Source organism: Serratia sp. CY44782, from assembly GCF_052168715.1.
In the GTDB taxonomy this organism is placed as follows: domain Bacteria; phylum Pseudomonadota; class Gammaproteobacteria; order Enterobacterales; family Enterobacteriaceae; genus Serratia; species Serratia nevei.
Window position 1 is genome coordinate 223,397 of sequence record NZ_JBJNME010000005.1, and the last position, 19,242, is coordinate 242,638.

15 protein-coding genes, 2 tRNA genes and 2 other RNA genes are annotated in these 19,242 nt (G+C 61.3%); 12 read left to right on the top strand and 7 right to left on the bottom strand.

Annotated features, from left to right (window positions below):
* Nucleotides 1–24: 24 nt before the first annotated feature.
* From nagZ to ACJ8HT_RS11425, 5 genes are all read left to right on the top strand, one after another.
* Nucleotides 25–1,044, top strand: a complete 1,020-nt coding sequence (gene nagZ, locus ACJ8HT_RS11405) for a beta-N-acetylhexosaminidase (RefSeq protein WP_033646434.1) — start codon at nt 25–27, stop codon at nt 1,042–1,044.
* Between the two features lie 79 nt (nt 1,045–1,123).
* Complete coding sequence (ycfP, locus tag ACJ8HT_RS11410; protein ID WP_033638056.1) at nt 1,124–1,666, top strand: alpha/beta hydrolase YcfP; 543 nt, start codon at nt 1,124–1,126, stop codon at nt 1,664–1,666.
* A gap of 332 nt (nt 1,667–1,998) precedes the next feature.
* Nucleotides 1,999–3,303: an NAD(P)/FAD-dependent oxidoreductase gene (locus ACJ8HT_RS11415; protein WP_004928794.1), complete on the top strand. Its 1,305-nt coding sequence runs from the start codon at nt 1,999–2,001 to the stop codon at nt 3,301–3,303.
* A gap of 355 nt (nt 3,304–3,658) precedes the next feature.
* Nucleotides 3,659–4,195: a glycine zipper 2TM domain-containing protein gene (locus ACJ8HT_RS11420; protein WP_168166356.1), complete on the top strand. Its 537-nt coding sequence runs from the start codon at nt 3,659–3,661 to the stop codon at nt 4,193–4,195.
* Between the two features lie 264 nt (nt 4,196–4,459).
* Complete coding sequence (locus ACJ8HT_RS11425; RefSeq protein WP_015377469.1) at nt 4,460–4,939, top strand: RrF2 family transcriptional regulator; 480 nt, start codon at nt 4,460–4,462, stop codon at nt 4,937–4,939.
* Nucleotides 4,940–5,003: 64 nt separating this feature from the next.
* Here ACJ8HT_RS11425 and sdeB read toward each other — a convergent pair whose 3' ends face one another.
* Together sdeB and sdeA are read right to left on the bottom strand one after the other, a co-directional pair.
* Nucleotides 5,004–8,147, bottom strand: coding sequence for a multidrug efflux RND transporter permease subunit SdeB (gene sdeB, locus ACJ8HT_RS11430; protein ID WP_197651992.1), 3,144 nt, complete (start codon nt 8,145–8,147; stop codon nt 5,004–5,006).
* 24 nt (nt 8,148–8,171) lie between these two features.
* On the bottom strand, nt 8,172–9,359 hold the full coding sequence (gene sdeA / locus ACJ8HT_RS11435; RefSeq protein WP_197651991.1) for a multidrug efflux RND transporter periplasmic adaptor subunit SdeA: 1,188 nt from the start codon (nt 9,357–9,359) through the stop codon (nt 8,172–8,174).
* Between the two features lie 295 nt (nt 9,360–9,654).
* Between sdeA and ACJ8HT_RS11440 the strand changes: the two genes are divergently transcribed.
* The gene (locus ACJ8HT_RS11440; RefSeq protein WP_004928813.1) at nt 9,655–10,011 is read left to right on the top strand and encodes a helix-turn-helix domain-containing protein; all 357 of its coding nucleotides are present in this window, start codon (nt 9,655–9,657) and stop codon (nt 10,009–10,011) included.
* A 69-nt stretch (nt 10,012–10,080) separates the two neighbouring features.
* Here ACJ8HT_RS11440 and ACJ8HT_RS11445 read toward each other — a convergent pair whose 3' ends face one another.
* The 5 genes from ACJ8HT_RS11445 to ACJ8HT_RS11465 form a co-directional block, all read right to left on the bottom strand.
* Nucleotides 10,081–10,776, bottom strand: a complete 696-nt coding sequence (locus ACJ8HT_RS11445) for a hypothetical protein (RefSeq protein WP_197651990.1) — start codon at nt 10,774–10,776, stop codon at nt 10,081–10,083.
* 146 nt (nt 10,777–10,922) lie between these two features.
* Nucleotides 10,923–11,042, bottom strand: a non-coding RNA gene (locus tag ACJ8HT_RS11450) — RtT sRNA.
* A 46-nt stretch (nt 11,043–11,088) separates the two neighbouring features.
* Nucleotides 11,089–11,208, bottom strand: a non-coding RNA gene (locus ACJ8HT_RS11455) — RtT sRNA.
* Nucleotides 11,209–11,255: 47 nt separating this feature from the next.
* Nucleotides 11,256–11,345 (bottom strand) — tRNA-Ser (locus ACJ8HT_RS11460).
* Between the two features lie 451 nt (nt 11,346–11,796).
* Nucleotides 11,797–11,886 (bottom strand) — tRNA-Ser (locus ACJ8HT_RS11465).
* Nucleotides 11,887–12,333: 447 nt separating this feature from the next.
* Here ACJ8HT_RS11465 and ACJ8HT_RS11470 point away from each other — a divergent pair.
* The 6 genes from ACJ8HT_RS11470 to ACJ8HT_RS11495 all read left to right on the top strand — a co-directional run bounded on the left by ACJ8HT_RS11470 (nt 12,334) and on the right by ACJ8HT_RS11495 (nt 19,231).
* A complete protein-coding gene (locus tag ACJ8HT_RS11470; RefSeq protein WP_084826394.1) occupies nt 12,334–13,800 on the top strand; it encodes a peptide MFS transporter in 1,467 nt (488 codons plus the stop codon).
* Nucleotides 13,801–13,926: 126 nt separating this feature from the next.
* Complete coding sequence (gene ghrA / locus ACJ8HT_RS11475) at nt 13,927–14,868, top strand: glyoxylate/hydroxypyruvate reductase GhrA (protein WP_060419491.1); 942 nt, start codon at nt 13,927–13,929, stop codon at nt 14,866–14,868.
* A 90-nt stretch (nt 14,869–14,958) separates the two neighbouring features.
* A complete protein-coding gene (locus ACJ8HT_RS11480) occupies nt 14,959–15,696 on the top strand; it encodes a phosphatase (protein WP_049202798.1) in 738 nt (245 codons plus the stop codon).
* 42 nt (nt 15,697–15,738) lie between these two features.
* Nucleotides 15,739–16,317: a TorD/DmsD family molecular chaperone gene (locus tag ACJ8HT_RS11485; protein WP_038875853.1), complete on the top strand. Its 579-nt coding sequence runs from the start codon at nt 15,739–15,741 to the stop codon at nt 16,315–16,317.
* A 158-nt stretch (nt 16,318–16,475) separates the two neighbouring features.
* Complete coding sequence (locus ACJ8HT_RS11490; RefSeq protein WP_197651989.1) at nt 16,476–17,129, top strand: tellurite resistance TerB family protein; 654 nt, start codon at nt 16,476–16,478, stop codon at nt 17,127–17,129.
* Between the two features lie 68 nt (nt 17,130–17,197).
* A complete protein-coding gene (locus ACJ8HT_RS11495) occupies nt 17,198–19,231 on the top strand; it encodes a S9 family peptidase (RefSeq protein WP_060419487.1) in 2,034 nt (677 codons plus the stop codon).
* Nucleotides 19,232–19,242: the final 11 nt, after the last annotated feature.

Consider the following 19,242-nt stretch of genomic DNA (forward strand, 5'->3'; position numbering starts at 1 on the left):
AGTGAGGTGCCCGTGGGCCCAGTAATGCTAGATGTCGCCGGCTACGAGCTGGATGCAGAAGAACGCGAAATTTTGAAACACCCGCTGGTTGGCGGATTGATCCTGTTTACCCGCAACTTCCACGACGCCGAGCAGCTGCGTGAGCTGGTGCGCCAGATCCGCGCCGCCTCGCACGATCGGCTGGTGGTGGCGGTGGATCAGGAGGGAGGGCGCGTACAGCGCTTCCGCGAGGGCTTCACCCGCCTGCCGGCGGCGCAGTCGTTCGCCGCGTTGCACGATGCGCAGGAAGGTGGCCGTCTGGCGCAGGAGGCCGGCTGGCTGATGGCGGCGGAAATGATCGCACAGGATATCGACATCAGCTTTGCGCCGGTGCTGGACATCGGCCACGGCAGCGCGGCGATCGGCGAGCGCTCGTTCCACAGCGATCCGCAGCAGGCGCTGGCGATGGCGGAACGCTTTATCCTCGGCATGCACAGCGCCGGCATGAAAACCACCGGTAAACACTTCCCGGGGCACGGCGCCGTCAGCGCCGACTCGCACAAGGAAACCCCGCGCGATCCGCGGCCGCTGGCGCAGATCCGCGAGCACGACATGGCGATCTTCCGCGAGCTGATCAACCGCCAGCTGTTGGACGCCGTCATGCCGGCCCACGTCATCTATACTGAAGCGGACCCGCGTCCGGCCAGCGGCTCGCCTTACTGGCTGCAGCAGATCCTGCGTCAGGAGCTGGGCTTCGACGGCGTGATTTTCTCCGACGATCTGTCGATGGAAGGCGCCGCCATCATGGGCAGCTACGCCGAGCGCGGCCAGGCGGCGCTGGATGCCGGTTGCGACATGATCCTGGTGTGCAACCACCGCGAAGGTGCGGTCAGCGTGCTGGATAACCTGTCCCCGGTCAAAGCAGAGAAGGTGAAGCGGTTATATCATCGCGGTCAGTTCACCCGTCAGGAACTGCGCGACTCCGAGCGCTGGCAGCAGGCGCACAAGGCGCTCAGCGCGCTGAGCGAACGCTGGGAGGAGCACAAGCAGCGTTCGCAAGGGTGAATCCAGGCGCCGCATCGCGGCGCAGAGCGGAAATGATGAGGGCCGCGCCCGCGGCCCTTGGCTTGTTGCGAGGATCCACATGATTATCTATTTGCACGGCTTCGATTCCACCAGTCCCGGCAATCATGAAAAGGTGTTACAGTTGCAGTTTATCGATCCGGACGTGCGCTTCATCAGCTACAGCACGCTGCATCCGCGTCACGACATGCAGCATCTGTTGAAAGAGGTGGACAAGGCGGTGCAGCAGGGCGGCGATGCGCACCCGTTGATCTGCGGGGTCGGCCTCGGCGGCTTCTGGGCGGAGCGAATCGGCTTCCTGTGCGGCATTCGCCAGGCGATGTTCAACCCCAATCTGTACCCGGAAGAGCACATGCACGGCAAGATAGACCGGCCGGAAGAGTATCGCGATATCGCCACCAAGTGCGTGGAGGATTTCCGCGAGAAAAATCGCGATCGCTGTCTGGTGGTGCTGTCGCGGCACGACGAGGTGCTGGATAACCGGCGCAGCGCCGAATTGCTGCATCACTACTACGAAATCGTCTGGGATGAACAGCAGACGCACAAGTTCAAAAACATCTCGCCGCATCTGCAGCGGATCAAGGCGTTCAAGGCGCTGGGTTAACAGTTTCATAACGCCGCCGCGAGCCGCACCCACCGTTTTGTACCGACGGAAAGTGCGGCTTTTTTGTACGCCAAGGTAAAGTTTTTCGTGGCAATCGGCAAAATTTAAAACTGTGACTCAGCGCTAACTATTTGAATCACAATCCCCAAAAAATCCCCGCGTCCAGCCTTTAACCAAAAAAATTTGATGTACGTCAATTTTGGTATGACCAAATAACCTCACATGTTATTCTGGCCTTAGAGAGCCGATTTATTTTAAGCGAACCCTATGTATTCTAAGGATATTATTTATTTACCCTGGAATAACAAATGGTTCACATTTAGGGGGTTATTTTGACAACGCCAAAGAAGAAAATCGTTATTGTTGGCGGCGGCGCCGGTGGCTTGGAGCTGGCGACCAGCCTGGGCCATAAACTTGGCCGCAAGAACAAAGCGGAGATCACGCTGGTGGATCGCAACCACAGCCATTTGTGGAAACCGCTGTTGCACGAAGTGGCAACCGGTTCCCTCGATGACGGCGTGGATGCGCTCAGCTACCTGGCGCACGCGCGCAACCACCATTTCAGCTTCCAACTGGGGTCGTTGACCAACATCAACCGCGAGACGCAAACGCTGCAGCTGGCGCAGATCTGCGACGAGCAGGGCGGCGAGCTGGTGCCGGCGCGCGAACTGCCGTACGACATCCTGGTGATGGCGCTGGGCAGCACCTCGAACGATTTCGGTACGCCGGGCGTGAAAGAGCACTGCATCTTCCTGGATAACCCGCATCAGGCGCGTCGCTTCCACAACGAAATGCTCAACCTGTTCCTGAAGTTCTCGGCGCAGCCGGGGCAAAAAGAGCGGGTCAACATCGCCATCGTCGGCGGCGGCGCCACCGGCGTTGAGCTGTCCGCCGAACTGCACAACGCGGTGAAGCAGCTGCACAGCTACGGTTTCGAAGGCCTGGACAACAGCGCATTGAACGTGACGCTGGTGGAAGCCGGCGAGCGCATTCTGCCGGCGCTGCCGCCGCGCATTTCCGCTGCGGCACACCAGGAGCTGATCAAACTGGGCGTGCGCGTGCTGACCAACACCATGGTGACCAGCGCCGATGCCAAAGGCCTGAACACCAAGGGTGGCGAGTTCATCGACGCCGATCTGATGGTCTGGGCGGCCGGCATCAAGGCGCCGGACTTCATGAAAGACATCGGCGGCCTGGAAACCAACCGCATCAACCAGCTGGTGGTGGAGCCAACGCTGCAGACCACGCGCGATCCGAACATCTTCGCCATCGGCGACTGCGCCTCCTGCCCGAAAGAGGGCGGCGGTTTCGTGCCGCCGCGCGCCCAGTCGGCGCACCAGATGGCCTCGCGCTGCGCCACCAATATTCTGGCGCTGATGAACGGCCAGACGCTGAAGCCATACGTGTATAAAGACCACGGCTCGCTGGTGTCGCTGTCGCGCTTCAGCACCGTCGGCAGCCTGATGGGCAACCTGATGCGCGGCTCGATGATGGTGGAAGGGCGCATCGCGCGCTTCGTTTACATCTCGCTGTACCGCATGCACCAGGTGGCGCTGCACGGCTACATCAAAACCGGCCTGATGATGCTGGTAGGCGGCATCAACCGGGTGATCCGCCCGCGTCTGAAAATGCACTGATCCTGCCTTCGTCGACCAACCCGCGCCGGTTCGCCCGCGCGGGTTTTTTTATGGCGGCGCGAGGCGAACGGCGGCGGTTGTTTGATTCTTCAGCATAAGCTGTCGTCGGCATGGGTAAAATTCTTAAGATTCCTCCTAAACAGCGGCGAAACGGCCGTTTTCCCGCATTTTTGGTCCCCTTGTCTTATTGCGGGCCCTCAAATCATTGTGCAGACTTTACCTCGTTTACAGACGGCGCGTCGCGCACGCCGTAAACCGGGATACCGCAAGCCGCCCATGCGCAAAATAATAAGCGCGGTGCAGCCGGTCACAGACCCCGGACAAAATGCGTGGTAACACTTTCAGGAGGTTTCCTGTGAACAAGTCAATGTTAGCCGGTGTTGGGATTGGTATCGCTGCCGCTCTGGGGATTGCTGCGGTAGCCAGCCTGGACGTCTTTTCTGCCGGTCCGCAGTACGCGCAGGTGCTCGCCGCAACGCCGATTAAAGAAACCATCAAAACGCCGCGTCAGGAATGCCGCAACGTCACCGTTACGCACCGTGCGCCGGTGCAGGATGAAAACCGCATCGCCGGTTCTGTGCTGGGCGCAGTGGCGGGCGGCGTGATCGGCCACCAGTTCGGCGGCGGTCGCGGGCGCGACGTGGCGACCGTGGTCGGCGCGCTGGGCGGCGGCTACGCCGGCAACCAGGTGCAAGGGGCGATGCAAAACAACGACGTCAGCACCAGCGTTCAGCAGCGTTGCAAAACGGTCTACGACAAGTCTCAGAAAATGCTGGGTTATGACGTGACCTACAAGATCGGTAATCAGCAGGGCAAGATCCGCATGGATCACGATCCGGGCACGCAAATCCCGTTGGATAAAAACGGCCAGCTGGTGCTGAACAGAGCCTGATCGCCACATTCGAATTAAGCCCGCGGGCAGTGTTAGTTCTGATCGTTTAACCCGGTTAAGCGAGCGGCGTTAACATTGACGCGGGTTTCTGTTTTCTACCTGCCCAAAAATTTGCGATCGTTCTAATGTCTGCGTGCGATATCACTGGGCAAAACTTCAAAAAAGCCCCCGCGTTTGTTATATTATTGTGCAATTAAGCGGTGTGTTCGGCGCCAATCGCCGCACCGGTAAAACCCGAGTATTTCGTCTCGCAGAGATAACGACATGTTAGATTTTCGCTTTCCGACAGCGTTGCAAATGGTCCTTAGCGTCGCCGTAGCTGAGAAGCAGGGCATGCGTTCGACGAGCGCCACCCTCGCCGCCGCTCTGGAAGCCAACCCCAGCTTTATCCGCAAACTGATGGTCCCGCTGACCAAAGATGGCATCATCGTTTCCACCCTGGGCCGAAACGGCTCTATCCACCTTGGCCGCCCGGCGGAAGAGATCACCCTTCGGGACATCTATCTGGCGGTGATCGACGACAAGCGCATCTGGGCTTCCCGCCCTGAAGTGCCGGCCCGCTGCCTGGTGAGCGCCAACGCCTGCTGGTATTTCAAATCGGTGGTGAACGAGGCCGAGCAGGCTTCGCTTGCGGTGCTGGCGCGCCACACCGTGGCCGATTCGCTGGCCGAACTGGAGCGGGGCGACAAGCGCGCCTGCGCGGAATACGCCGCCGAGCAAGAGGCCGAAGCCGCCGGTAAATAATCGCGGATCGCATGCATAAAAAAGGTCGGGCAATGCCCGACCTTTTTGCATGTTAAGACGATGATTACGCCGTCTGCGGCTGCGCTTTGCGTGCCACCAGGCGGCGCAGGGTGACGTAGAACACCGGCGTCAGGAACAGCCCGAACAGGGTGACCCCCAACATGCCGGAGAACACCGTGATGCCGGTGACGCCACGCACCTCGGCGCCGGCGCCGTGACCGAGGATCAGCGGGATGGTGCCGGCGATGAAGGCGATGGAGGTCATCACGATCGGCCGCAACCGCAGGCGACAGGCCTCCAGCGCCGCCTCGACGATGCCTTTGCCCTGCATTTCCAGTTCGCGGGCGAACTCGACGATCAGAATGGCGTTCTTGCAGGCCAGCCCCATCAGAACGACCAACCCGACCTGCACGAACACGTTGTTGTCGCCGCCGGTCAGCCACACCCCGAACAGCGCCGACAGCATGGTCATTGGCACGATCAGGATCACCGCCAGCGGCAGCGTCCAGCTCTCATACAGCGCCGCTAGCGCGAGGAACGCCAGCAGTACTGCTACCGGGAACACCACCAGCGCGGCGTTGCCCTGGGTCGATTGTTGGTAGCTCAGATCGGTCCACTGGATGTTCATGCCGTTCGGCAGCAGCTTGCCGGCCATCTGCGTCAGCGCGCCCATCGCCTGGGTAGAGGAGAGCACGCGCGGATCGGCGTCGCCGATCAGATCCGCCGCCGGGAAGCCGTTATAACGGATCACCGGATCCGGGCCGTAGGTGGTACCGATGCTGACCATACTGCCGATCGGCACCATTTCGCCCTTGTCGTTGCGGGTGCGCAGGTTGGCGATGTCCTCCACGCTGTCGCGGAACTGGCCGTCGGCCTGCGCCATCACCTTCCAGGTGCGGCCGTAGCGGTTGAAGTCGTTGATGTAAGACGAACCGAGGTAGGTCTGCAGCGTGCTGAACAGCGCATTAAGCGGTACCCCTTGCGCCTTGGCCTTGTCGCGATCGATTTTGGCGTCCAGCTGCGGCACGTTGGCCTGATACGAGGAGATCGGGAACCCCATCCCCGGCGTTTGCATAATGGCGCCGGACATGGTGTTGATCGCCGTCTGCAACGCACCGTAGCCCAGGCCCGCGCGATCCTGCACGTACAGCGAATAGCCGGAGCCCTGGCCAATGCCGAGGATCGGCGGCGGCATGATTGAGAAGGCGAAGCCTTCCTGAATCTGTGAAATGCGCGCGTTGATCTCGGCGTTGATCTGCGCCGCGGTGCGGGTACGGGTGCTCAACGACTCCAGCGCGAAGAACACCGTGCCGGTATTCGGCGTATTGGTGAACTGCAGCGCATTCAGGCCGGGGAAGGCCACCGCATCGGTGACGCCGTCCACGCTCAGGCCGATGGCGCTCATCTTGCGGATCACTGCATCGGTGCGCTCCAGCGAGGCGCCTTCTGGCATCTTAACGCCGCCGATCAGGTACAGCTTGTCCTGCGTCGGGATAAAGCCGCCGGGTACGGTCTTGAACATCACGCCGGCGGCGGCCAGCAGCAGCAGATAGACGACGAACATCGCGCCGCGCCGGCCCAGCACGCGGGACACGCCGCGCTGATAGCGTTGCGAGCCGCTGGCGAAGAAGCGGTTGAACGGCCGGAACAGCCAGCCGAACAGCCGGTCAATCAGGCGTGACGGCAGATCTTTCGGCGCGCCGTGCGGTTTAAGCAAGCGCGCCGCCAGCGCCGGCGACAGGGTCAGCGAGTTGATGGCGGAGATCACCGTCGAGATGGCGATGGTGACGGCGAACTGCTTGTAGAACTGGCCAGTAACGCCGGAGAGGAACGCCATCGGCACGAACACCGCACACAGCACCACGGCGATGGCGATGATCGGGCCGGAGACCTCGCGCATCGCCTGGTGCGCCGCCGCCAGCGGCGACAGCCCCTCTTCGATATTGCGCTCGACGTTTTCCACCACCACGATGGCGTCATCCACTACGATGCCGATCGCCAGCACCAGCCCGAACAGGCTGAGGGTATTGAGCGAGAAGCCCAGCATATACAGCGCGGCAAAGGTGCCGACCACGGAGATCGGGACCGCTAGCAGCGGAATGATCGAGGCGCGCCAGGTCTGCAGGAACAGAATGACCACCAGCACCACCAGGATCACCGCTTCCAGCAGGGTATCCACCACCGCGCGGATCGAATCGCGCACGAACACCGTCGGATCGTAAGGCGATTTCCAGCTCATGCCGTCCGGGAAGCGGGTCGCCAGCTCGGCCATCTTGCCGCGCACTGCGTCCGACAGCTCGATGGCGTTGGCGCCCGGCGACTGGAAGATACCGATACCAACCGCATCCTTGTTATTGAGCTGGGCGCGCAGCGCGTAGCTGCCGGAGCCCATTTCGATGCGCGCCACGTCGCGCAGCCGTACGATCTCGCCGTTGTCGCCGCTCTTGAGGATGATGTTGCCGAACTCTTCTTCGGTTTGCAGGCGGCCCTGGGCGTTGATCGACAGCAGATAGTCGCTGCGCGTCGGCATCGGCTCCGCGCCGAGCTGGCCGGCGGAGACCTGCACGTTTTGCTCCTGCATGGCGCTCACCACGTCGGAGGCGGTCAGGCCACGCGCGGCGACCTTGTTCGGATCGAGCCAAATGCGCATCGCGTACTCACCGGCGCCGAAGATCTGCACCTGGCCGACGCCCGGCAGACGGGCGAGCTCATCCTTGACCTTCAGGGTGGCGTAGTTACGCAGGTACAGTGAATCGTACTTGCCGGAAGGCGAGACCAGATGCACCACCAGCGTCAGCGCCGGGGACTGCTTCTGAGTGGTGATGCCCTGGCGGCGCACGTCTTCCGGCAGGCGCGCTTCGGCCTGCGCCACGCGGTTTTGCACCTGTACCTGCGCCTGATCGGGATCGGTGCCGGGGCGGAAGGTGACGGTGGTCACCAGCACGCCGTCGGAACCGGCGACCGATTTCATGTACATCATGTTTTCGACGCCGTTGATCGCTTCTTCCAGCGGTGTGGCCACCGTTTCAGCGATCTCTTTCGGGTTGGCGCCCGGGTATTCGGCGCGCACCTGCACGCTGGGCGGCACCACGTCTGGGTACTCGCTGATCGGCAGCAGCGGGATGGCGATCGCTCCGGCGACAAAAATCAGGATCGACAGCACCGCGGCAAAGATCGGCCGGTCGATGAAAAAACGGGAAAAGTCCATGGGTCAGAAGTCTCTGCTGGGAGCTTAGTTAAGTGCGGGGGCGATAGGGTTCATGGCGACGGCTTTCGCGTCGACCGGCATGCCCGGCATAAACACTTTCTGCATGCCGTCGACGATCACCCGATCGCCGTTTGCCAACCCTTTCTGCACGATGCGCAATCCTTCGGCCATGCGGCCCACGTCGATGTCGCGGCGCTGTGCCTTGCCGTCTTTATCGACGATGTAAACGAACTTGCGGTTTTGGTCGGTCATCACCGCTTTATCGTCGATCAGCATGGCGTTGAACTCGGCGCTGCCGGGCATCTGTACCCGGGCGAACAGCCCCGGCGTGAAGCGGCGCTCGCGGTTGTCGAGCAGGGCGCGCATGCGGATGGTGCCGGTCCCGGCGTTCAGCTGGTTATCGGTGAAATCCACCAGCCCCTGATGCGGGGTGCCGTCTTCGCCCACCAGGCCGACCTTCACCGGCAAGCGCGCATCGTGCCGGCCCTGCTGCTGATAGCGCAGGAAGGTGGCTTCATCCACGTCGAAATAGACGTAGACCTTGTCGAGCGACACCAGCGTCGTCAGCACGCTGGCGCTGTCGCCGGCGGTGACCAGGTTGCCGGCGGTGATCATTGCGCGGCTGGCGCGCCCGTCAATCGGCGCGGTAACGCGGGTAAAGTCGAGATTCAGCTGCGCCATGTCGAGCTGGGCCTGCGCCGCCAGCACGTTGCTTTGCGCCTGCGCGGCGGACGACCGGCGCTGCTCCCAGACTTCCTGAGAGATGGCCTGAGTGCCGATCAGTTTCTCGGTGCGCGAGGATTCGCTGCGCGCCAGGGCGGCCTGGTTGCGTGCCCGCACCAGCTCGGCCTGCGCCTGTTCGCGCGCGGCGCGGTAGGTACGATCGTCGATGGTGAACAGCACCTGGCCTTTCTTCACCTCGTCGCCTTCGGTGTAGTTGACCCGCTCGATGTAGCCGGAGACCCGTGGGCGCAGCTGCACGCTTTGCACCGCCTCGACCCGGCCGTTGAAGGCATCCCATTGGCTGATGGGCTTGACCACCACGCTGGCGGCGCTGACCACCGGCGGCGGTGGCGGGGCGTTGTGCGCGACGCTGTTGTCGCACCCGGCGAGCAGGGCGGCCAACAGCGCCACCCCGGAGAGCCGCTGGCCCAGAGCGACGGCGCGCGTGCGGCCGCCGGCGTTGAACGATGAGTTTGGTTGATTTGCCATTATTTTTATTCCGATAAGTAAGCGCGGTCAGGCCCCATACCCGGCCCTGTTCTCCGGGATTCGCCCCCGCGCCGGCGTGCGGCGAGGGGGCGGCTGCGCCCAGCAGCGGCGCAGCGTTAGGTTTTGAAACACATTGGTGTCACATTAATGTATCAATATCGGTTACATTAATTGGGTGGAGTATAGTGGCGGCTTTCCGGTAAATGCAATAATAAAAATTGCATTTAAAGCGAAACTGTTGCAACGTATGTGCATCGGGCAGAGGGTGACCCTGCCGAATGATGGGAGCATCAGCATGAACACTACGGGCTTTATTACCGATTTGAAGGCGTGGATCGACAACAATCTGGAAGAGAAACTGGATATCAACACCGTGGCGGACCGCGCGGGCTATTCCAAATGGCATCTGCAGCGCATGTTCAAACGCCAGACCGGCTACGCGCTGGGGGAGTATATCCGCATGCAAAAACTGAAAGTGTCGGCGGAGCGCCTGGCCAACAGCGGCGAGCCTATCGTCAGCGTGGCGATTTCGCTCGGCTTTGACTCACAGCAGTCATTCAACCGCAGCTTCAAACGCCAGTTTGGCCAAACGCCGGGCGACTGGCGCCGCGCGTTGGCGCAGCCGGCGTCCATGGGGCGCACGCACCACTGAGCGGTTGGGCAGTGGGGATAAAAAAGCCTGAATTTGCGTTCGGGCTTTTTTGTCTCTACCCGTGGCGATTCAAAAGTTGTCGCAACTGCCTGACTTCACCACCGTGTCGCTGTCGCGGCAGAATATGCGAATCGCCTCGTTGAGAGAGTTTGAACGAGAAGGCGTCCAGTAGTTTTCAATGACCAGGTAGCGAACGGTATGCTGGCGGGAGTGGAAACCAAGGACGTCAAATATGCCTTCAATAGCGGCAAGTACAGGGTTCGATGAGTCGATTTCATAACGAATATCGACGATGGCCGCCTCCGGCGCCATCCAGGTGCGATTTGAAAGCGGCGGCACGCGAAACTTGAATGAGGAGTTCGCGGATAGGCGCTGGCCATCAAGCTCTTTAAATTCTGCGGCGGGAACATAGCTCTGGTTGCCGCCCGGCAAGGTAATCTGCCCTTTTTCGTCGCGGGTGGCATACACATCCTCGGTGACTTTGTAGATCACTTGCTGGACGTCGGGGGGAACGATGCGGAAGGATTTTACGGTACGATCCGAAGGCGTGTCGTTTGTCAGTTGGAACTCATAGGCTCTTCCGACGGATTGAACGAAAGCTAATGAAACGCTGCCGGCGAAGTACTGATAGGCGGCGCCCAATATCGCCACGAGAATCCCCGAGCCTACCAAAAATGCCGATACTTTCGCTAAACGGTTATTCGATTTTTCTTTAACGGGGCCTGTCTTTGGCCGCGGGGCATTGCCTTTCTTCTTACGCGCCACGTTTCTCCCTTGCATTACGCATTGGCCTATCTTTATGAGGGCATTATGGTCGACAGCTTATGCCGCTGTCGAGGGGCTCCCTCCCGGTCGGTGCGTTATGCATACAAAAAAGCCCGAACTTTCGCTCAGGCTTTCTCGTTAGAATATGGCGGTGAGGGAGGGATAGATTCGCTGCGCTCACCCTGCGGGCCGCCGTTGGCGGTCCAAAACGCAGGCGTTTTGTCGAACCCTGTCGAGGGTTCTTACCCTCCCGGTCGGTGCGCTATGCATACAAAAAAGCCTGAACGTGAGTTCAGGCTTCTTCGTAGAATATGGCGGTGAGGGAGGGATAGATTCGCTGCGCTCACCCTGCGGGCCGCCGTTGGCGGTCCAAAACGCGGGCGTTTTGTCGAACCCTGTCGAGGGTTCTCACCCTCCCTGTCAGTGCGCTATGCATACAAAAAAGCCTGAACTTTCGCTCAGGCTTTCTCGTTAGAATATGGCGGTGAGGGAGGGATTCGAACCCTCGATACACTTTCGCGTATACACACTTTCCAGGCGTGCTCCTTCAGCCACTCGGACACCTCACCATATTTTTTTGTTGCGAAATCATCGCTGCAACGGGGCGCTACTATAGGGAGTGGGGCCAATCCGGTCAAGAATAATTTCTGTGTTTTTGTTTGTCCGCTCAAGCCGTGCGCACTTTGCTGAAAACTGCGGCGAACGGCAGGGCAGATGTCATGAATGGGCGAGAAAATCAGCGGTGAGGTTCGTGGATAACCGGCGGAAATGAGAATCGCGGTCGCAGAGGGGGGGAGATGCGCAGTGCACCATGCAAAAAAAGCCTGGACGCGAATCCAGGCTTTCTTTTTAAATTTGGCGGTGAGAGAGGGCTTGATTCGCTGCGCTCACCCTGCGGGCCGCCGTTGGCGGTCCAAAACGCAGGCGTTTTGTCGAACCCTGTCGAGGCTTCTCGCCCCTCTCGGCGGTGCACCATGCAAAAAAAAGCCTGGACGCGAATCCAGGCTTTCTTTTTAAATTTGGCGGTGAGAGAGGGGTTCGAACCCTCGATACACTTTCGCGTATACACACTTTCCAGGCGTGCTCCTTCAGCCACTCAGACACCTCACCGTTTTGTTGTCGAAAACGCGTTGCGCTGTCGACGGGCGCTAATGTAGGAGAATCTGATCTCAGCGTCAACCCTCTTATTTCATTCTCATGACTGTTTAGCCAAACTTGCAGCAATTTGCTGATTTACCGAACGATATTCCCACTCGCGGCCGTCGGCGGGCAGGGCAGGCAGCGGTTGGAATCCATGAAAGACGATTGTTTGACCTTTTTCTGTACAGATAGCTCAATATGTCGCCAATGAGATTGGGTTGTTTGCTGTTATATGCATTAATACTGGATTATTAGTCAGATGTGTCGCTAAATGGAATCATGTCGGCGCGGCGTTTTTGGCAAGGAACATCACGACGCCGTGCAGATTGCCGGGTGACAGGCCGGCGATATCGCAGACAGGGACAGACTCATTACATAATAATGCAGTAGAGGTTCGTTTTGACTCCTTCAGATGCCATGCCGGCGCCGCAAGCGCGCCATGCCATTCCCCCCGGTGCGGGGGCGCTGTTCTTCATCCAGATCTTCGCTACGCTGGGCTTCGCCGTGCTTTACTCCACGCTGGTGCTGTACGCCACCAAGCGGCTGGGCTTCAACGAAAGCAGCGCCAACGCCATGATGGGCGTGTTCGGCGCCTTCAACTATGGCCTGCACATGTTCGGCGGTTACCTCGGCGGCCGATTCCTCAGTAACCGCAATCTGTTCGTGCTCGGCATGGTGCTGCAGGTGATCGGCTGCGCGCTGATTGCCGTCGCGGGCGTGTGGGGGTTGTACTGGGGGCTGGCGATGTTCCTGACCGGCAGCGGCCTTAACGTCACCTGCATCAATATGATGCTTACTCAGCGTTTCAAGCCGGACGATGATCGGCGCGAATCGGCGTTCCTGTGGAACTACGCCGGTATGAACCTCGGGTTCTTCGTCGGCTTTACCGTCGCCGGGTATTTCCAACTGACGGAAAACTACCGCGCGCTGTTCCTGTTCGCCACGCTGGGCAACGCGGCGGCGATCATCGTCGCCGTCTGCCGCTGGCGCATTCTGGCGGATCTCAATACCCCGCTGTACGACGCCACCCGCAGCCAATACCGTTGGCGCATGCTGGTCGGGCTGGCGGTGCTGGTGGCGCTGGTGCCGATTATTCGCGTGATGCTGACCCATGCCGAGTTCAGCGGCCACTTCGTGATCGTGCTCGGCGCGCTGATCTTCCTGATGCTGTGCGTGGTGACCCTGCGCCACCATCCGCGCGATGAGCGCCGCAGAATGGCGGCCTATCTGATCCTGGCGCTGGGCTCGCTGGTGTTTTGGGCGCTGTACCAGCTGGCGCCGATGGGGCTGATGCTGTTCTCCGAGCACAACATCAACCTTAACGTTTACGGCATTCAGGTGGCGCCGCAGTGGATCCAGAACATCAACACGCTGGTGATCGTGGTGGGCGGCCCGCTGCTGGCCTGGTGGTTCAACCGCCTGCGCGCTCGCGGTTGCAACATCGACATTCCGCTGCAGTTCTCCGGATCGCTGTTCTGCATCGGCTTGGGCATGCTGGTGCTGCCGCTGGGTATCAGCATGGCGGGCGGCGACGGGCTGGTGGCATTCAAATGGATCGTTATCAGCTATGTGCTGCAAAGCGTCGGTGAATTGATGATCTCGCCGATCGGCTACGCCATGATCGGCAAGCTGGCGCCGCCGCGCTATCAGGGCGTGATGATGGGCTGCTGGATGATGGTGACCGGCGTCGCCTCGGTGCTGGCGGGCTACGTCTCCGGCCTGATGCCGGAAAACAGCGGCAGCACGCCGCTGCAAACCAACCCCGGCTACAGCGAAATCTTCAGCGCGCTGGGCTGGGGGGCGACGGGCGTCGGCGTGGCGATGCTGATTTTAATTCCGCTGCTGCGGCGCCTTATCCGGCGCGACGGCCCGTCCGCCGCCTGATTCGCTAACATGCACAACAGCCCCACTGGTCGGGGCTGTTTTTATTTTGGGCTTTAACGCTTGCATCCGGCGGCGAATCGCGGAAGGCTGGAGGAAAACCAATAAAAACAAACGGGAGCCCGCAGTATGAACATCATTTATTACCACCCCTTGTTTAACGCCCAGGAATGGCTGGCCGGCATCAAGCAACGCCTGCCGCAGGCCGAGATCCGCGAGTGGCAGCGTGGCGACGAGCGGCCGGCCGATTACGCGCTGGTGTGGCGCCCGCCGCACGAAATGCTGGCCAACCGCCGCGATCTGAAAGCGGTGTTCGCCCTCGGCGCCGGCGTTGACGCGATCCTCGATCAGGAGCGCAAACACCCCGGCACGCTGCCCGCTGGCGTGCCGCTGCTGCGGCTGGAGGATACCGGCATGGCGCAGCAGATGCAGGAATATGCGTTGAGCTATGTGCTGCGCTATTTCCGCCGTTTCGACGAGTATCAGGCGCTGCAGCAGCGGCAGGAGTGGCAGCCGCTCGATCCGCACTCGCTGGATGATTTTACCATCGGCATCCTCGGCGCCGGCGTGCTGGGGCAGAGCGTGGCGCGCAAGCTGACCGAGTTTGGCTTTAGCGTGCGCTGCTGGAGCCGCAGCGCCAAACAGATCGATGGCGTGCAAAGCTTCGCCGGGGAGGCGCAGCGCGCGGCCTTCCTCGACGGCGTCAAATTGGTGATCAACCTGCTGCCCAATACGCCGGAGACCGTCGGCATCCTCAACCGCGAGCTGTTCGCGCAGTTGAGCACGGGCGCCTATCTCATCAACATTGCGCGCGGCGCGCATCTGGTGGAGGCCGATCTGCTGGCGGCGCTGGAGCAGGGGCAACTGGCCGCTGCCACGCTGGACGTGTTCGCCCGCGAGCCGCTGCCGCAGGATCATCCGTTCTGGCGTCATCCGCGTGTCACCATTACCCCGCATATTGCTGCCATCACGTTGCCGCAGCAGGCGATGGATCAGATCGCCGCCAACATCCGCGCGCTGGAGGCGGGGCATGCCCCGGCCGGCGTGGTCGACAGGCAGCGGGGTTACTGATCCTTCAGCCGCCGTTCGGTAACTGATAAGCTGTTATCGTCATCGCGCCTGCCCGTACCTTTGCGGGCGGGCCCTCTGGAAGGAGAAACAATGTACCCCGTTGATTTGCATATGCACACCGTCGCCAGCACCCACGCCTACAGCACGCTGCACGATTACATCGCCGAAGCCCAGCAGAAGGGCATCAAGCTGTTCGCTATCACCGATCACGGCCCGGACATGGCCGATGCGCCTCACTACTGGCACTTTATGAACATGCACGTGTGGCCGCGCCTGGTGAACGGCGTGGGCATTTTGCGCGGCATCGAAGCCAACATCAAAAACCTGCAGGGCGACATCGACTGCACCGGCCCGATGTTGACCGCCACCGACGTGATCATCGCCGGTTTCCATGAGCCGGTGTTTGCGCCGCAGGATAAAGCGTCCAATACTGAAGCGATGATCGCCGCAATGGCGCAGGGGGACGTGCATATCATCAGCCACCCCGGCAACCCGCGCTACCCGATCGACATTCCCGCCGTCGCGGCGGCGGCGGCCAAATACGAGGTGGCGCTGGAGCTGAATAACTCGTCGTTCACCCATTCCCGCAAGGGCAGCGAGGCCAACTGCCGGGCGATCGCCGCCGCGGTGCGCGATGCCGGCGGCTGGCTGGCGCTGGGCTCGGATTCGCACGTCGCCTTTTCGCTGGGTAACTTTGAGCACTGCGAGCGCATTATCGAAGAGGTGGGCTTCCCGCAGGAGCGCATTCTCAACGTTAGCCCGCGCCGGTTGCTGGACTTTCTCGAGCGGCGCGGCAAGCCGGCGATTGCGGAATTGGCCGATTTGTGACATCGTCCCGGCAAAATTTTCCGTATTGTATAAGGCATTATCATGAATGAGTTTTCCATTGTCTGCCGCGTGCTGGGTACGCTGTTCTACCGTCAGCCGCAGGATCCGCTGCTGGTGCCGCTGTTCGCGCTGATCAAAGAGGGCAAGCTGCAGCAGCACTGGCCGCTGGAGCAGGATGACCTGTTGAAGCGCCTGCAGCAGGGCTGCGACGTCAACCAGCTGGCGACTGATTTCAACGCGATGTTCGTCGGCAGCGAATGCAGCGTGTCGCCGTTCCGCTCCGACTACGTCGAAGGCGCCAGCGAGGCGGAAGTGCGCACCTTCCTGCAGCAGCGCGGCATGCCGCTGGCGGAGGCGCCGGCCGACCATTTCGGCCAGCTGCTGCTGGCAGCGTCCTGGCTGGAAGATCAGTCGCAGGAAGATGAAGCGCAGGCGCAGATCGCCCTGTTCGACGAGTTCCTGCTGCCATGGTGCGGCCGCTTCCTCGGCAAAGTGGAAGCGCACGCCACCACCGCTTTCTACCGCACGCTGGCGCTGATGACCCGCGACGCCATCCAGGCGATGCGCGACGAGCTGGCGGAGTACGAGCAGGACGACGAAGCGGGCGACGAAGAAGCGTAACGCCGCAGCTTATCCCGGCGGGACTCCCGGCCCGCCGATCCGCTACACACAGGTTTGCATCCCCCAGACGTAAATTGACAAAAGATCCCCTAATCTGGCGGTTTACCGTCGGTTCGGCCGCGCCTGCGCGCCGCGCTTTTTCACGCAAGGGGTAGATGATGAAAAGTAACTGGATGCAGCAGATTCAAACGTTGATCGGGCAGAAGGCCGGCGCGATGGGCGGAGCAGAAGGCATCGGCAAGCTGCTGGCGCCCACGGCGCTGGGCGGCCTGGTCGGCGTGCTGTTGGCCAACAAATCCTCACGCAAGCTGGTGGGCAAGTTCGGCAAGAATGCGCTGATTGTCGGCGGCAGCGCGGCGGTGGGCGCGGTGTTGTGGAACAAGTACAAGCAGCGGGTGAAGGAGACCCATCAGGGCGAACCGCAGTTCGGTTTGCAAACCACCCCGGTGGATCTGCGCGCCAAACGCCTGGTGCAGGCGCTGGTGTTCGCCGCCAAGAGCGACGGCCATATCGATGCCGACGAGCAGCGCGCCATCGATCACAGCCTGGCGCAGCTGCAGGTGGGGGAGGAGGCGCAGAGCTGGGTGCAGGAAGCGCTCGATCAGCCGCTCAACCCGGAATTGATCGCCCGCAGCGTGCAAAACGAAGACGAGGCGCTGGAGGTTTACTATCTGAGCTGCCTGGTGATCGACGTCGACCACTTTATGGAGCGCGGCTACCTCGATGCGCTGGCGCAGGCGCTGAAGATCCCGGCGGACGTCAAGCAGGGCATCGAGAGCGACGTCAACGAGAAAAAACGCGGGCTGGCATAGCGCCGCTTGGCAAGCCGGGGGGAATCGTGTCACTCTTGCCGCAATCTATGTAAGCGGATGATTTAGCAATGATGACCCCACCGAAAGCGGAAAAACGCCCTTATCCCATCACCATCCACGGCGACACGCGCGTGGATGACTATTACTGGCTGCGCGACGACGAGCGCGCAGACCGCCAGGTGCTGGACTACCTGCAGGCGGAGAACGCCTACACCGATGCGATGCTGAAACCGCAGCAGGCGCTGCGCGAAACCCTGTACGAAGAGATGGTGGCGCGCATCCCGCAGCAGGAACATTCGGTGCCATACGTGCGCCACGGCTATCGCTATCAGACGCGCTATGAGCCGGGCAACGAATACGCGATTTCCGTGCGCCAGCCGCAGGCCGAGAGCGAGCACTGGGAGGTGCTTATCGACGGCAACCAGCGCGCCGAGAACCACGAGTTTTACACCCTGGGCGGGCTGGACGTCAGCCCCGACAACCAGCGGCTGGGGGTGGCGGAGGATTTCCTGTCGCGCCGCCAGTATGACATTCGCTTCAAGAACCTGGCCGACGGCAGCTGGGCGGACGAAGTGCTGGAGAACACCTCCGGCAGCTTCGAGTGGGCCAACGACTCCTCGACGGTGTACTACGTGCGCAAGCACGCCAAGACGCTGTTGCCGTATCAGGTCTATCGCCACGTGGTGGGCAGCGATCCGCAGCAGGACGAGCTGATTTACGAAGAGCGGGACGATACTTTCTACGTCGGGCTGGAGAAGACCACCTCCGAGCGCTTTATCCTGATCCACCTGAGCAGCACCACCACCTCGGAGATCCTGCTGCTGGATGCCGATCGTGCGGACGCCAAGCCGCAGCTGTTCGTGCCGCGCCGCAAGGATCATGAGTACGCCATCGATCACTATCACCAGCATTTCTACATCCGCTCCAACAAGGACGGCAAGAACTTCGGCCTGTACCAAAGCGAACAGGCGGACGAAGCGCAGTGGCAGACGCTGATCGCCCCGCGCGCCGACGTGATGCTGGAGGGCTTCAGCCTGTTCCGCGACTGGCTGGTGGTGGAGGAGCGCAGCGCCGGCCTGACGCTGCTGCGCCAGATCCACTGGCAGACTGGCGAAGAGAAGCGCATCGCCTTCGACGATCCGACTTACACCACCTGGCTGGCGTATAACCCGGATCCGGAGACCGCGCTGCTGCGCTACGGCTATTCGTCGATGACCACCCCGACCACGCTGTACGAGCTGAACATGGACAGCGGCGAGCGGACGATGCTCAAACAGCAGGAAGTGAAGAACTTCACGCCGGAAAATTACCGCAGCGAGCGGGTGTGGGTGAAGGCGCGCGACGGTGTCGAGGTGCCGGTCTCGCTGGTGTATCGCCAGGACCGCTTCCAGCGCGGCGCCAACCCGCTGATGGTGTACGGCTACGGCTCCTACGGCAGCAGCATGGATCCGGCGTTCAGCGCCAGCCGCCTGAGCCTGCTCGATCGCGGCTTCGTATTCGTGCTGGCGCACATTCGCGGCGGCGGCGAGCTGGGGCAGCTGTGGTATGAAGACGGCAAGCTGTTCAACAAGCAGAACACCTTCAACGATTTTATCGACGTGACCGAAACGCTGGTCGCCCAGGGATACGGCGACGGCAAGCGGGTGTTCGCCATGGGCGGCAGCGCCGGCGGCCTGCTGATGGGGGCGGTGATCAACCAGGCGCCGCAGCTGTTCCACGGCGTGGTGGCGCAGGTGCCGTTCGTCGACGTGGTGACCACCATGTTGGACGAGTCGATCCCGCTGACCACCGGCGAATACGACGAGTGGGGCAACCCGAACGAGCAGGCCTATTACGACTACATCAAGCAGTACAGCCCGTACGATCAGGTGAAGGCGCAGGCATACCCGCATCTGCTGGTGACCACCGGCCTGCACGATTCGCAGGTGCAGTATTGGGAGCCGGCCAAGTGGGTGGCCAAGCTGCGCGAGCTGAAAACCGACGATCGGCAGCTGCTGCTGTATACCGACATGGATGCCGGCCACGGCGGCAAGTCCGGGCGCTTCAAGGCCTATGAGGATATTGCGCTGGAGTACGCCTTCATTCTGGCGCTGGCGGAGTAACGGTATTCGGC

Coding starts and splice junctions, on each gene's coding strand:
- nagZ (WP_033646434.1), top strand. CDS start 25: ATGCTAGATGTCGCCGGCTACGAGCTGGATGCAGAAGAACGCGAAATT.
- ycfP (WP_033638056.1), top strand. CDS start 1,124: ATGATTATCTATTTGCACGGCTTCGATTCCACCAGTCCCGGCAATCAT.
- ACJ8HT_RS11425 (WP_015377469.1), top strand. CDS start 4,460: ATGTTAGATTTTCGCTTTCCGACAGCGTTGCAAATGGTCCTTAGCGTC.
- sdeB (WP_197651992.1), bottom strand. CDS start 8,147: ATGGACTTTTCCCGTTTTTTCATCGACCGGCCGATCTTTGCCGCGGTG.
- sdeA (WP_197651991.1), bottom strand. CDS start 9,359: ATGGCAAATCAACCAAACTCATCGTTCAACGCCGGCGGCCGCACGCGC.
- ACJ8HT_RS11440 (WP_004928813.1), top strand. CDS start 9,655: ATGAACACTACGGGCTTTATTACCGATTTGAAGGCGTGGATCGACAAC.
- ACJ8HT_RS11470 (WP_084826394.1), top strand. CDS start 12,334: ATGCCGGCGCCGCAAGCGCGCCATGCCATTCCCCCCGGTGCGGGGGCG.
- ghrA (WP_060419491.1), top strand. CDS start 13,927: ATGAACATCATTTATTACCACCCCTTGTTTAACGCCCAGGAATGGCTG.
- ACJ8HT_RS11480 (WP_049202798.1), top strand. CDS start 14,959: ATGTACCCCGTTGATTTGCATATGCACACCGTCGCCAGCACCCACGCC.
- ACJ8HT_RS11485 (WP_038875853.1), top strand. CDS start 15,739: ATGAATGAGTTTTCCATTGTCTGCCGCGTGCTGGGTACGCTGTTCTAC.
- ACJ8HT_RS11490 (WP_197651989.1), top strand. CDS start 16,476: ATGAAAAGTAACTGGATGCAGCAGATTCAAACGTTGATCGGGCAGAAG.
- ACJ8HT_RS11495 (WP_060419487.1), top strand. CDS start 17,198: ATGATGACCCCACCGAAAGCGGAAAAACGCCCTTATCCCATCACCATC.